The sequence below is a fragment of the Gordonia westfalica genome (genome assembly GCF_900105725.1).
Taxonomy (GTDB): Bacteria; Actinomycetota; Actinomycetes; order Mycobacteriales; family Mycobacteriaceae; genus Gordonia; species Gordonia westfalica.
Genome location: NZ_FNLM01000034.1, coordinates 1,409,449 through 1,422,750, shown reverse-complemented (window position 1 = coordinate 1,422,750; position 13,302 = coordinate 1,409,449). Strand labels below are relative to the sequence as shown.

The following is a 13,302-nucleotide window of genomic DNA, read 5'->3' as shown; positions in this document are numbered from 1 at the left end:
CCCGGTGACCCGGGCGGTGGCGCGGCCCGCGGCGCGGACGGCGACGGTCGCAGGCCGGGTGACGCTGCGTCTGATCCCGGCGCTGTTCATCGCCGTCCTCTTCGCCTGGCCGGTGCTCGCGCTCATCCGCCGCGCCGTGAAACTTGCTGCCGCGTCGGGTGAACGGCTCGGCGACCTCCTCTCGCGAACCGACGCGCCGGCGCTCCTGGGTGTGACGCTCGGGCAGGCGGCGGCGTCGACCGTCCTCGCCCTCGTCGCGGCCGCGCCGATCGCGTGGCTGTACGCCCATGTCGGCGGCCGCGCATCGGTTCTCCTCGCCGTCGCGGTGACGGTGCCGTTCGTGTTGCCGACCGTGGTCGTCGGTGTCGCCTTCCGGTCGCTGCTGACCGGCCCGCTGTCGTTCCTGCACATCGAATCCGGGCTCGGCGCGGTGCTGGCCGCGCACGTGTTCATCAATGTCGCCGTCGTCGTCCGAGTGGTGGGTGCGGCGTGGCGAAACCTCGACCCCCGACTTCTGGAGGCGGCGCGAACGCTGGGTGCCGGACGGCTGCGCGCGACGCGGACCGTGGTGATCCCCAGACTGCTGCCCGCCATCGCCGGGGCCGCCGCGCTGATCTTCCTGTTCTGCTCCACCAGTTTCGGCGTCGTGATCATCCTCGGCGCGGGCGAGCTGCGCACCCTCGAGACCGAGATCTACACCCAGGCCATCGGCTACTTCCGCATCCCCGAGGCGGTGGTGCTGTCGATGGTGCAGATCGTCGTCGTGCTCGCGGCCCTGACGCTCACCCGCGTGTTCGCCGACCCCGCCGGAACCGGCTCTGCCCGTGGGGGAGTCGAGCGCCGTCGTCGGGACGCCGCCTTCGCGGACGGGCGGTTCGTGCGCCCGGCGATGTGGCTGGTGGGCGCGTGGACGGTGGTGCTGCTCGTCGGGCCGGTCGTGGTGCTGATGGCGCGGTCGGTGCGGCCGTCGGTCGGCGGTGACTGGACGCTCGCCGGATACCGGGCACTCGCCGAACCGGTCAACGGGGTCACTCCGCTGGAGAGCCTCGAGTATTCGCTGGTGTCGGCGGCGCTCGCGACCGTCGTCGCCCTCGTCGTGGGCATGCTCGCGGCCGTCGCGCTGCACCGTTCCCGCGGGGTGGTCGGTGCGATCGCGTCGGCCATTTCCCTGGTACCGCTCGGGATCAGCGCGGTCACTCTGGGTTTCGGCTACCTGATCGTGCTGGCGTCGATGCCCTATGCGATAGCGGCGTCGCCCGCGGTCATCCCCTGTGTCCAGGCGCTGATCGCGATCCCGATGGTCATCCGCATCATGCTCCCGGCGCTCGAGTCGGTGCCCGTCCGGCTGCGGCAGGCGGCCGCGACGCTGGGCGCCCGACCCGCCCGGGTGTTCGCGACCGTCGATCTGCCGATCATCGGCCGTTCGATGGGTGCCGCCGCCGGGTTCGCGTTCGTGATGGCGCTCGGCGAGTTCGGCGCGACGAGCTTCCTGGCCCGGGCCGACACGACGACTCTGCCGGTGCTGATCGGATCGGCTCTCAATCGCCCGGGGGCCACCAACCTGGCGACCGCGATGGCCGCGTCGGTGCTGCTCGTCGTCGCGACCACCCTCGCCGTGCTCGTGGTCGAGGCGTTCCGGCCGCGATCGGAGGTGCCGCTGCTGTGACCGGAACCGAACGAGAGGCCGCGACGGCCTCGCACGCGCGCCTCGAGATCTCCGACCTCGCGGTAGCCTACGGCGGCCACACCGTGATCGACGGATTGTCCTGGCGCGTCGGGGGAGCGGGGGCGCTGGTGACCGCCGTCCTGGGCCCGTCCGGCTGTGGCAAGTCGACGCTGCTCCGAGCGGTCGCCGGGCTGGAACGGCCGACGCGCGGGACCGTGCGCTTCGACGGTCAGGACCTCGCCGGGGTGGAGGTGCACCGGCGCGATTTCGGTGTGGTGTTCCAGGACGGGCAGCTGTTCGGCGGGCGCAGCGTCGCGTCGAACATCGGTTACGGCCTGCGGATGCGGCGGTGGCCGCGCCGCCGCATCGCCGAACGCGTGACCGAACTGCTCGAGGTCATCGGTCTCCCCGGCTACGAGAAACGCTCGGTCGACACGTTGTCCGGAGGTCAGGCGCAGCGCGTCGCACTGGCACGTGCACTCGCGCCGCATCCGCGACTCCTCCTGCTCGACGAGCCGCTGGCCGCGCTCGACCGTCGGCTGAGAGATGAACTGGCGGTGGAGATCTCGGAGATCGTGCGCGCGGCGGGGGTCCCGACCGTCGTCGTCACGCACGATCACGCCGAAGCCGCGACCATGGCCGACGAGATCGCGGTGATGCGCGACGGCGCGATGGTGCAGGTCGCCACGCCCTCGCACCTGTGGCGACGCCCGGTCGACGAATGGACGGCGCAGTTCCTCGGCGTCACCACCGTGATCGACGCGCAGATGCGTGCCGGTATCGCCGACACCGTGCTCGGCGAGATCGCGCTCGACCTGCCGGACGGTTCGCGTCGGCTCGGCCTGCGCCCGGAATCGGTGGAGGTCGTCGCGGCGGCCGGTGACGGCCCCGTCGATCCGGACACGAACTACGCGACGGTCGTGCTCGTCGCCGAACTGCCCGCCGGTCCACGCGTGCGCATCGAGACCGCGGTCGGCGAGATCGACGCCGTGGCAGACGAATCCGTCGCCATCGGTGATCGGGTGCGTACGCGGCTCGTCCCCGAGCGGGTCGCCGTGATCGGGTGACGGGGATCTGATGGAGGCCACGGCTCGGCGTGAACTGCTGCTCCCGCCCGGCCTCATGGTGCTCGGCGCGACGTCGATGTATCTCGGGGCGGCGGTCGCCGTCGGATTGTTCGACGACGTCGCCCCGTCCGCGGTGGCCTGGCTGCGCATCGCCGGTGCCGCACCGGTGCTGCTGATCTGGGTCCGGCCGCCGCGCGCGGCGTGGCAGCTCTCCCGCCTCCGGCTCGCCGGGTGCTTCGGTCTGATCACCGCCGGGATGAACATCGCCTTCTACGAGGCGCTCGCGCACCTCCCGATGGGGACCACCGTCGCGCTGGAGTTCCTGGGTCCGATCACGGTGGCGGCCTTGGGTTCCCGGACCCGCCGCGACATCGCGGCACTCGTGCTGGCCGCTGTCGGGGTGATCCTCATCGCCGACGTCCGATGGTCGGGGAGCGGGCTGGGTGTGTTGCTGGCCCTGACGGCGGCCGCCTGCTGGGCCGGCTACATCGTGCTGGGCAAGCGGGTCGCGGCGCGCGGCGCCGGCGTCGAGGATCTCGCAACCGGTTTCGTGATCGCCGCGCTGGTCACCTCGCCGCTGGCGTGGTGGGTGGCCGAGGCGGTGCGCGACGGGGTGTCGCCGGCCGCGCTGGTCGGGCAGGGACTGGTGCTGGGCGTGGCGTCGACCGCGATCCCGTACGCCCTGGACCAGATGGTGCTGCGCCGGGTCGGTCGCGCGCGGTTCGCCATCCTGCTCGCCCTGCTCCCGGTGACCGCGGCGGTGATCGGGCTGATCGTCCTCGGCCAGGTTCCCCGGCCACTGGAGGCCATCGGGATCGCGGCGGTCGCGCTGGCGGTCGCCGTCCGCTCGGTCGACCCCGAGGAGCGGCCGATGAACCCCGAGGAGCGGCCGATGAACCCCGACGAGATCCCGCCGAACTGACGGATCAGGCGGATCAGGCGGCGCGTGCCTTCTTCAGCGCCTTGCTGAGCTCCTTCTTGGTCATGTCCGAGGTGTCGAGCTTGCGCATCCGGTGGATCACCACAGGACACCGCACGCACCGCTTGGAGCTCTTGCAGCACTTCTTCTTGGGCTTCAAGGAGCCCACCTTGGCCGCGTCGACCTTGCTCATGCGGCGAGGTTAGCAGACCCTAACAACGGTGGTTCCGCCGCCTGTGATCGCGGTCTCACCGGATAAACCGATACTCTGTAGCGTTGAATCCCTAGGTGATCTGCACTTGTCGCCGGTCAGAGTTGTTCGGCCGCGAGCCCATGAGTCGTTCGGCTCGCCCCGAGTGCCGGCCGCCGACGCGGTCCACCAACCACACGAAAGAGAGCCTGTGAGCGCTGCCCCCACCTTCCGTAACGTCGCGATCGTCGCGCACGTCGACCACGGAAAGACCACCCTCGTCGACGCCATGTTGCGCCAGTCCGGCGTCTTCGGCGAGCGCGCCGAGGTCGTCGACCGGGTGATGGACTCCGGTGACCTCGAACGTGAGAAGGGCATCACCATTCTCGCCAAGAACACCTCGGTTCACCGGCGCCAGCCGGATGGCACCGAGGTGGTCATCAACGTCATCGACACCCCCGGTCACGCCGACTTCGGCGGTGAGGTCGAGCGCGGCCTGTCGATGGTCGACGGAGTCGTGCTGCTGGTCGACTCGTCCGAGGGCCCGCTCCCGCAGACGCGCTTCGTGCTCCGCAAGGCCCTCGCGGCCGAGCTCCCGGTGATCGTGGTCGTCAACAAGACCGACCGCCCCGACGCGCGCATCCAGGAAGTCGTCGACGAGACGCAGGACCTGCTGCTCGACCTAGCGTCGGACCTGGACGAGGAGGCCGCCAAGGCCGCCGAGCTCGTCCTCGAACTGCCGGTGCTCTACGCCTCCGGCCGCGCCGGCGTGTGCTCCACCGAGCAGCCCGCCGACGGCGAGATCCCGGCCGCCGAGAACCTCGACGCATTCTTCGACGTCCTGCTCGAACACGTCCCGGCGCCCAAGGGCGATCCGGAGGCCCCGCTGCAGGCCCACGTCACCAACCTCGACGCCTCGGCCTTCCTCGGCCGTCTCGCGCTCGTCCGCATCCACAACGGCACCCTGCGCAAGGGCCAGCAGGTCTCCTGGTGCCGCGAGGTCGACGGCGAGCCCGTCGTCGAGCGCGCCAAGATCACCGAACTCCTCGCCACCGTCGGCGTCGACCGCGCACCGGCGGAGTCGGCGGTCGCCGGCGACATCGTGGCCGTCGCGGGTATGCCGGAGATCATGATCGGCGACACCCTCGCCGACCTGGAGAACCCGCAGCCGCTGCCGCGCATCACCGTCGACGAGCCGGCCATCTCGGTCACCATCGGCACCAACTCCTCGCCCCTGGCGGGCCGCGTGTCCGGCCACAAGCTGACCGCCCGAATGGTGAAGCAGCGCCTGGACTCCGAACTCATCGGCAACGTGTCGCTGCGCGTGCTCGACATCGGCCGTCCGGACGCCTGGGAGGTGCAGGGTCGAGGTGAGCTCGCGCTCGCGATCCTCGTCGAGCAGATGCGTCGCGAGGGCTTCGAGCTGACCGTCGGCAAGCCGCAGGTGGTCACCCGCAAGGTCGACGGCAAGGTCCACGAGCCGTTCGAGCACCTGACCGTCGACGTGCCCGAGGAGTACCTCGGCGCGGTCACGCAGCTGCTGGCCGCCCGCAAGGGCCGCATGGAGCAGATGAACAACCACGGCACCGGTTGGGTCCGCATGGAGTTCATCGTCCCGTCGCGCGGTCTGATCGGCTTCCGCACCGACTTCCTCACCGAGACCCGCGGCACCGGTATCGCCAACGCCGTCTTCGACGGTTACGACTCCTGGGCCGGCGAGATCCGCGCCCGCCACACGGGCTCGCTCGTGAGCGACCGCTCCGGCACGGTGACCCCGTTCGCGATGATCCAGCTCGCCGACCGCGGCACGTTCTTCGTGAACCCCGGCGACGACAGCTACGAGGGTCACGTCGTGGGCATCAACCCGCGTCACGAGGACCTCGACATCAACGTGACCCGCGAGAAGAAGCTGACCAACATGCGTCAGTCCTCCGCCGACGTGATGGAGACGCTGGCCAAGCCCATGCAGCTCGATCTCGAAGCCGCCATGGAATTCTGTGCCGCCGACGAGTGTGTCGAGGTCACTCCCGAGGTCGTGCGTGTGCGTAAGGTGCACCTGGACTCGAACACGCGTGCACGCGAGCGTTCGCGGGCCAAGTCCCGGGACGCAGCGGTCAGCTGACCGCCGAGCCGGTCTCCCGCCGACGCGGGGGACCGGCCTCGTCCGATCGACCGAGAAGCATCGTCATGGGGGTATCCGAGGTGAATCGCGCGAGATCACAGCGGGGTCGCGACGCCACGAACCGGAGCCGTGTGCTCGGGTTGCTCTCGTGCGGTATCGCGCTGTTGCTGGCCCTGTCGGCGTGCACAGCGGATCCGCCGCCGCCCGTCCGCGAATCCGGGCCGCCGCCGACACCGACCGAGTACCCGGTCGCGAAGACGGTGTTCATCGCCACCGATTCGGTCGGCAACGGGTTCAACCCGCACATCGCCGCCGACCAGAATCCGGTGACCACCGCGGTCGCCGCGATGACCCTGCCGAGTGCGTTCTCACCCGTACAGACGCCGGCCGGACCGGTCTGGGAACTACAGCGCCAATTCGTCACCTCCGCCGAGGTGACGTCGCGGCAGCCCTTCACGGTGACCTACCGCATCCACACCGACGCCCAGTGGTCCGACGGACTCCCCGTCACCGGCGACGATTTCAGCTACCTGTGGCAGCAGATGTCGCGGCAGCCCAACGTGGTGGCCCCGGCCGGCTACCGGCTCATCGACTCCGTGCAGTCCCGCGAGGGCGGCAAGGCCGTCGAGGTCCGCTTCGAGCGGCCCTATCCGGCCTGGCGTGAGTTGTTCACCGGTCTGCTGCCCAGCCACGTCCTCAAGGGTGCACCGGCCGGGTTCCAGACCGGCATGGACACCGGCAAGCCGGTGTCCGCGGGCCCGTACGCCATCGTCGGGATCGACAAGACCCGCGACGAGGTGCGCCTCGCGCGCAACGACCGCTACTGGGTGACGCCGCCGCGGCTGGACCAGGTCGTGCTCCGTCGCGCCGGCAACAACGCGCAGATGCTCGACTCCGTGCGCTCGGGTGACTCCGAGATCGTCGCGCTCGGTGCGTCACCCGCGACCGCCGCCGAACTGGCGGCCCTCCCCGGTCTGGAGACCGAACGCAGCCTCACCTCGCGATCGCTGGGGATCAGCGTCAACGCCCGCACCGATGCGATGAGCTCGGTGGAGGTCCGGCGCGCCATCCTCGGTCTCGTCGATCCGCGGCTGACCACGTTCGCCGGTGCGGGGGACTGGATCGTCGAACCGTATGCCAACACGGTGTTCGCTCCGTCGGACCCCGGATACACGCCGGTGTCCCGCCCGCGTCCCGATCGCGCCGCGGTGGACGCGCTCCTCGCCGACGCCGGGTTCCGCCGGGCCGATCCGGAGACCGCCGGGCAGAGCTCACCGGTCCCCGAACCCTCCACCGATGTGCCCGCATCGGGTACGCCGTCCGCACCCGGTTCGGCTTCGCCGTCCACGCCGTCGGTGACGCCGACCCCGGGTGCCGTCGAGGTCGCGGATCTGCCCGAGGGCATCCTGCCGTTCCAGAAGGAGGGCCAGGACCTGCTCGTGCGCGTGGGAGCCGTCGCCGGCGACCCGCGCGCCACGTCGGCCGCCGCGAGCGTCGTCGACCAGCTCCGCGGCGCCGGAATCCGCGCGCAGGTCGTGACGATGCCGAACAGCGAGCTGTACGGCTCGGCGCTGACCCAGAAGCGGGTCGACCTCGTCGTCGGTTGGACCGGGCTCGGCGTGCCGCCGGCGGCGTCGCTGGCCTCGACCGTCGACTGCAACCAGCCCAAGCCGAGTACCGAACCGTCGCCCGCCACCCCGCCGACCCCGACCAGCATCGCGCCGAGCGGCGGGGACGTCGGTGACAGCTACGCGAGCAACATCTCGGGTCTGTGCGATCCAAGGCTGATCGAACTCGCGCGCAACGCGCTGTCCGAGGAGGACCCGATCGCGACGCTGAACCAGGCGGAGCCGCTGCTGGCCGCGCAGGCCATCTACCTGCCGCTCTACCAGGACTCGATGATCGTCGGGGTCACTCCCGCGGTGCGCGACGTGCCGCTGACCGGACCGATCCAGGAGTCGATCTTCGGGACCGCGGTCGGCTGGGAACTCTCGTGACAGACGCCTCCCCGGCCGCTGACCGGCGGCTGCTGCTCGTCCATGCCCACCCCGACGACGAGACGATCATGACGGGCGGGACGATCGCCCGCTATCTCGCCGAAGGCGTCGACGTTCGCGTCCTGACCTTCACCCTCGGCGAGGAGGGCGAGGTCATCGGTGACGAGTACGCACAGCTCGTCGCGGACGGCGGCGCGGACCAGCTCGGCGGATACCGCATCGCGGAGCTGACCAGCGCCCTCGCGGCACTGAGCCCGGCCGACGGCCCGACCCTGACCCCGCGCTTCCTGGGCGGCGCCGGGCGCTGGCGGGACTCCGGAATGGCCGGGGCGCCCTCGGCGAGCAACCCGCGCGCGCTCGTGCAGGCACCCTTCGACGAGCCGGTCGGCGTCCTGCTCGACCTCCTCCTCGACTTCGCCCCGCAGGTGGTCGTCAGCTACGACGCGTCGGGAACCTACGGTCACCCCGACCACAAGCTCGTTCACGAGGTCACCGCGGCAGCGGTCGCACGTGCCCGGGAGGCCGGTGCGGGCCCGTCGAAGCTGTACGAGTCGGTCACCGAGCGCAGCGCGCTGGAGAACGGTCTGGCAGCGGCTCCCGGTGTGCCCGACGGCTGGCGCATGCCGCGGCCCGGCGAACTGCCCAGCTACCCCGACGACCAGATCACGACCGAGGTCGACGTCCGGGCGTATTACTCGCACAAGGTCGCCGGACTCGCCGCACACGCCACGCAGGTGACCGTCGCGCCGTCGGGAACCGAGTACGCGCTGTCGAACAACATCCTGCAGCCGATCTGCGGGCATGAGCACTTCATCCTCACCGACCACGATCCGCGTGACGCTTCCGGCGGCAACCGGGAGACGGACCTCTTCGCCGGGATCGGGTAGAGACGATGGCAGCCCTCGATCCGCACGTCCGCAACCGCCTCCTGCTCGCACTGCTGACCTTCGACGGCTTCGTGGTGGGCCTCCTCAGCGTGGCGTTCGCCTATCAGCGGTTCGGTGGGGTCGCACTGCCGGTCGCGGCCCTGATCGGTGGCCTGCTCAACGCGGTGCTGCTGTGGCTGGCAGCCGGATACACCTCGGCGGTCTGGCGGTACGCCCCGCTCGGTGCGTGGGGTCTCGTCGTGGTCATCGCCGGCGGAATCCCGGGACCGGGTGGCGACGTCATCCTGAGCACGTCGGGGAACTACCTGGTGCAGACCCTGCTGCTCCTCGTTCTCGGCGTCGGGCCCGCGGCGGTGCTCGGTTGGACCCACCGGTTACCCGAGGCCGACGACTGATCTCGCCGACGCCGATCCCGCGGGGGCGCGGGGCGTCGCCGATCGAGCGTTAGAGTATGGACATGGTTCTGCGCGCGTGGGCCGAAGACACCCCGGCCCCGATCGAGCGCGTCACAGCGGCCCTGAGCCGACTCCGTGACGACCCGACAGCCCTCGGCCCCGATGCCCTCGACGACGAGGGCTGGGTCGCGCTGCTGGGCGCCTCCGGCACCCAGCTGGAAGAACTGTGCGACCTGGCCGACACGGTCCGTCGTCGGGTCACCGATCCGGACGTCCTGACCTTCGTCGTGAACCGCAATCTCGACACCGGGGTCGCCGCCCGCCTCCTCTCGGGTGAACGCCGATCCGGCGATCCGACGCTCGCCGATCTGGTCGGGGAGGCCGTCGGACTCGGCGCCACCGAGATCTGCATGCAGGGCCCGTTGCCGGCCGACCGTCCGGCCGCCGACTACATCCGCCTCGTCGAGGAGATCACCGGTGCGGCGGACGGTCTGCACCTCCACGCCTACCGCGCAGCGGAGATCGCCGACGGCGCGGCCCGGACCGGGGTGTCGGTCGTCGAACACCTCCGGCGGCTCCGCGCCGCCGGACTCGGATCGATCCCCGGGACCGCCGCCCAGATCCTCGACGACACCGTCCGCGGACACCTGTCGCCGACGGGGTCCGCACCGGCCAGTGAGTGGGTGGAGGTGATCGAGGCCGCCCACGGCGTCGGTCTGTTCTCTACGGCCACCATCGTCTACGGGCACGTCGAGACCCCCGGACAGCAGGTCGCGCACCTGAGGACCCTGCTCGGAATCCAGCGCCGCACGGGCGGATTCACCGAGCTGATCCTGATGCCGATGGTCGCCTCCAACACGCCTCCGCATCTGGTCGACGCCGCGACGTCGACCGCGTCGCAGCGGGAGACCAGGGCCCTGCACGCGGTCGCCCGCCTGATGTCCGTCGGGCTCGTCGACCACCTGCAGGTCGCCTGGACCAAGCTGGACACCGACACCGTCGACCTCCTGCTGCGCGGGGGTGCCGACGACATCGGCGGCCTGCTGCTCGACGGCCTGCTCATGCCGGAGGCCGGACCGGAGGCGGGACGCGTCCTCGACGCCGACACCCTCGTCGCCGTCGCCGAACGTGCCGGGCGCGCACCGCGTCAGCGCACCACCCGCTACACCGAGCCGGAAATTCATCGGCTGCTCCCGATCCCGCAGGTACGTTCGTGACCGGGACGACGACGCAGGGGGGTGACCGGGTGGACGAGATCGACCGTCCACACGAGCTCGACGTCGCCATCATCGGTGCCGGCTTCGCCGGCCTGGGGATGGCCACGCAACTCGCCCGCCGCGGCCGCGAGTCCTTCGTCGTCCTCGAGCGTGCCGACGCGGTGGGCGGGACGTGGCGCGACAACGTCTATCCCGGCATCGCGTGTGACATCCCGGCGCATCTTTACTCGTTCTCGTTCCGTCCGCCGGCCGACTGGGCGTCGCGGTATCCGAGCGGCCGGGAGATCCGCGACTATCTGGAGCAGACCGTCGCCGACGAGGGTCTCGCCGAGCACATCCTGCTGAACACCGAACTGCGGCAGGCGACCTGGGACGAGGCCTCGTCGGATTGGGTCATCACCGCGGCCACCTCGGACGGGCCCGGTCGCACGTTCCGCGCGCGCAGTCTCGTCCTCGCCGTCGGCCGGTTGTCGGAGGCGAAGATCCCCGACATCGAAGGCCTGGAAGGTTTCCCGGGCCAGATCGTCCACACCGCGGCCTGGCACGACGACGTCGCCGTCGACGGCGCCCGGGTCGGGATCGTGGGAACCGGCGCTTCGGCGGTGCAGCTCATCCCGCATCTGGCCGACTCCGCCGAAGAGCTCGTCGTGTTCTGTCGGACCGCTCCCTACGTGGTGCCGCGGGAGGATCGCCGCTACACCGCCGACGAACGCGCCGCGCTGCTCGACCCCGAGGTCGCCGGCGAGGTCCGTCACCGGCTCCTCACCGAGGCCGACGGGGCGTTCCGGCAGCGCCTCGGGCTCCACCCCGACATCGACGAGATCCGGGCGCGGGCCCGCGACCACCTGCACCGGCAGGTCGACGATCCGATGTTGCGTGAGCTCCTGACCCCGATTACGAGATCGGTTGCAAGAGAATCCTGCTCAGCGACGACTTCTATCCGGCGCTCCAGGAGCCGAAGGTGGTGTTCGAGCCGAGCGCGCTGGACTCGGTCACCGAATCGAAGGCAACGGCACGCAGCGGACGCACCTTCGATCTCGATGTCCTGGTGATGGCGACGGGCTTCGAGTCCGCCCGTCCGCCGGCGGCGAGCCGGGTCGTCGGCCGTGCGGGGCTCCGGCTGTCCGAGCACTGGTCGTCGGGGATGACGTCGTATGCATCGACCGTCGTCAGCGGGTTCCCCAACATGTTCGTCCTCGACGGGCCGAACGCGGCGCTCGGGCACAACTCGGCGATCTACATGATCGAGACGCAGCTGGACTATGTGCTCGGCGCGCTGGAGTTCATGGGGGACACCGAGGTTCGCGCGCTGGAGGTCTCCGCGGAGGCCGAGACCGCCTACACCCGCGAGATCGACGAGCGCAGCGCGTCGACCGTATGGCTGACCGGTTGCGACAGTTGGTATGTCGACCCGGACAGCGGACGGCTGACGCTGTTGTGGCCGGGCACCGCGGCGTCGTTCCGCGAACGTAACGGCACCTTCGATCCCGCGCCGTATCTGACCATCACCGACTCTCCGGAGGGGGAACGATGACCGACCTCAGCATCCCGATGGTTAGGGCCGACCCCGCGGAACATGCTGCGGTGGAACGTCCTTCGCGGGAGGCGCTCGATGCCGCGCTGGCCGCGGCCGAAGCCCGCGAGCCCATCGACATCGATCAGGCCGTCACGTTGCTGTCCTGCTCGGGTGACGATCTCGCCCGTCTGCAGTCGGTCGCGAGTGCGATGCGCGACGAGGGGCTGGACGCGGTCGGGCGTTCGCGGCAGGTCACCTACTCGCGCAAGGTGTTCATCCCGCTGACCCGGCTGTGCCGCGATCGCTGCCACTACTGCACCTTCGTGACCGTGCCCGGCAAGCTGGCCCGCGCCGGCGAAGGCCTGTACCTCGAACTCGACGAGGTCGTCGACCTCGCCCGTCGAGGCGCCGAACTCGGTTGCAAGGAGGCGTTGTTCACCCTCGGTGACCGCCCCGAGGAGCGATGGCCGGAAGCGCGGGAATGGCTCGCCGCGCGCGGCTATTCGTCGACCCTCGACTATGTCCGCGCCGCCGCCGTGGCCGTGCTGACCGAGACCGGACTCCTGCCGCACCTGAATCCCGGGGTGATGAGCCTCGAGGAGATCCGGCGGCTGCGACCGGTGGCCCCGTCGATGGGCATGATGCTCGAGACGACGTCGCGTCGCCTGTTCACCGAGAAAGGCCAGCCGCACTACGGCAGCCCGGACAAGGACCCGATCGTCCGGATGCAGGTGCTGCGCGACGCCGGGACCGCCCGCGTCCCGTTCACGACCGGCATCCTCGTCGGGATCGGCGAATCACTGTACGAGCGAGCCGAATCCCTGTTCGCCATCGCCGAGGTGCAGGCCGATGGCGGTCACGTCCAGGAGGTGATCGTGCAGAACTTCCGGGCCAAGCCCGACACCGCCATGCGATCCACCCCCGACGCGGAGATGACCGAGTTCCTGGCGGCCGTCGCGGTGGCGCGGATCGTCCTCGGACCCCACATGCGCGTGCAGGCGCCCCCGAACCTGGTGTCGCCCGCCGAGTGCGCCGCACTGATCGCCTCCGGCGTCGACGACTGGGGTGGGGTGTCCCCGCTGACTCCCGATCACGTGAACCCCGAACGGCCCTGGCCCAACCTCGACGCGCTCGCCGCACGGACCGCGGAGTCGGATTTCGTTCTCACCGAACGGATCACCGCACAGCCGCCGTATGTGCTCGACGGTGCGGGCTGGATCGACCCGGCCCTCGCCCACCATGTCGCGGCTCTGGCCGATCCGACGACCGGACTCGCCGTTGACACCCGGCCCGCCCCGCGGCCCTGGCCGGCGGTCGCCTGAGCCG

Annotated in this window: 10 protein-coding genes and 1 pseudogene; 10 read left to right on the top strand and 1 reads right to left on the bottom strand. The window is 70.7% G+C overall.

Annotation, left to right across the window (positions count from 1 at the left end):
• Positions 1-4: 4 nt before the first annotated feature.
• Genes BLU62_RS11915 through BLU62_RS11905 form a run of 3 tightly spaced genes read left to right on the top strand, consistent with a single transcriptional unit; the run spans position 5 to position 3,655 of the window.
• The gene (locus tag BLU62_RS11915) at positions 5-1,666 is read left to right on the top strand and encodes an ABC transporter permease (protein WP_074852859.1); all 1,662 of its coding nucleotides are present in this window, start codon (positions 5-7) and stop codon (positions 1,664-1,666) included.
• The gene (locus tag BLU62_RS11910; RefSeq protein ID WP_074849806.1) at positions 1,663-2,733 is read left to right on the top strand and encodes an ABC transporter ATP-binding protein; all 1,071 of its coding nucleotides are present in this window, start codon (positions 1,663-1,665) and stop codon (positions 2,731-2,733) included. Before BLU62_RS11915 ends, BLU62_RS11910 begins: the two co-directional genes overlap by 4 nt.
• Positions 2,734-2,743: 10 nt before the next feature.
• The gene (locus tag BLU62_RS11905; protein ID WP_074849805.1) at positions 2,744-3,655 is read left to right on the top strand and encodes an EamA family transporter; all 912 of its coding nucleotides are present in this window, start codon (positions 2,744-2,746) and stop codon (positions 3,653-3,655) included.
• Positions 3,656-3,668: 13 nt separating this feature from the next.
• On the opposite strand, the gene BLU62_RS33045 is transcribed toward BLU62_RS11905, so the two are convergent.
• Positions 3,669-3,845: a hypothetical protein gene (locus BLU62_RS33045; protein WP_099047851.1), complete on the bottom strand. Its 177-nt coding sequence runs from the start codon at positions 3,843-3,845 to the stop codon at positions 3,669-3,671.
• 208 nt (positions 3,846-4,053) lie between these two features.
• Between BLU62_RS33045 and typA the strand changes: the two genes are divergently transcribed.
• The 7 genes and pseudogenes from typA (at position 4,054) to cofG (ending at position 13,298) form a co-directional block, all read left to right on the top strand.
• Positions 4,054-5,964 (top strand): translational GTPase TypA, encoded by a 1,911-nt coding sequence (gene typA / locus BLU62_RS11900; protein ID WP_074849804.1) that lies wholly within the window; start codon positions 4,054-4,056, stop codon positions 5,962-5,964.
• A gap of 65 nt (positions 5,965-6,029) precedes the next feature.
• Positions 6,030-7,961, top strand: a complete 1,932-nt coding sequence (locus BLU62_RS11895) for an ABC transporter family substrate-binding protein (RefSeq protein ID WP_074849803.1) — start codon at positions 6,030-6,032, stop codon at positions 7,959-7,961.
• A complete protein-coding gene (gene mshB / locus BLU62_RS11890; RefSeq protein WP_074849802.1) occupies positions 7,958-8,848 on the top strand; it encodes an N-acetyl-1-D-myo-inositol-2-amino-2-deoxy-alpha-D-glucopyranoside deacetylase in 891 nt (296 codons plus the stop codon). The genes BLU62_RS11895 and mshB overlap by 4 nt, the downstream gene beginning before the upstream one ends.
• A gap of 5 nt (positions 8,849-8,853) precedes the next feature.
• On the top strand, positions 8,854-9,243 hold the full coding sequence (locus tag BLU62_RS11885) for a facilitated glucose transporter (RefSeq protein WP_074849801.1): 390 nt from the start codon (positions 8,854-8,856) through the stop codon (positions 9,241-9,243).
• A 62-nt stretch (positions 9,244-9,305) separates the two neighbouring features.
• On the top strand, positions 9,306-10,460 hold the full coding sequence (locus BLU62_RS11880; RefSeq protein WP_074852858.1) for an FO synthase: 1,155 nt from the start codon (positions 9,306-9,308) through the stop codon (positions 10,458-10,460).
• Positions 10,461-10,558: 98 nt separating this feature from the next.
• Positions 10,559-11,994, top strand: a pseudogene (locus BLU62_RS11875) (flavin-containing monooxygenase).
• Positions 11,991-13,298 carry a 7,8-didemethyl-8-hydroxy-5-deazariboflavin synthase CofG gene (gene cofG, locus BLU62_RS11870; RefSeq protein WP_208863628.1) on the top strand — a complete coding sequence of 436 codons (1,308 nt, stop codon included), beginning with the start codon at positions 11,991-11,993 and terminating at the stop codon, positions 13,296-13,298. Before BLU62_RS11875 ends, cofG begins: the two are co-directional and overlap by 4 nt.
• Positions 13,299-13,302 lie beyond the last annotated feature (4 nt).

What these genes read in the sequence shown, in the direction of transcription:
- BLU62_RS11905 (WP_074849805.1), top strand. Translation starts at nt 2,744, where the DNA reads ATGGAGGCCACGGCTCGGCGTGAACTGCTGCTCCCGCCCGGCCTCATG.
- BLU62_RS33045 (WP_099047851.1), bottom strand. Translation starts at nt 3,845, where the DNA reads ATGAGCAAGGTCGACGCGGCCAAGGTGGGCTCCTTGAAGCCCAAGAAG.
- BLU62_RS11895 (WP_074849803.1), top strand. Translation starts at nt 6,030, where the DNA reads ATGGGGGTATCCGAGGTGAATCGCGCGAGATCACAGCGGGGTCGCGAC.
- BLU62_RS11885 (WP_074849801.1), top strand. Translation starts at nt 8,854, where the DNA reads ATGGCAGCCCTCGATCCGCACGTCCGCAACCGCCTCCTGCTCGCACTG.
- BLU62_RS11880 (WP_074852858.1), top strand. Translation starts at nt 9,306, where the DNA reads ATGGTTCTGCGCGCGTGGGCCGAAGACACCCCGGCCCCGATCGAGCGC.
- cofG (WP_208863628.1), top strand. Translation starts at nt 11,991, where the DNA reads ATGACCGACCTCAGCATCCCGATGGTTAGGGCCGACCCCGCGGAACAT.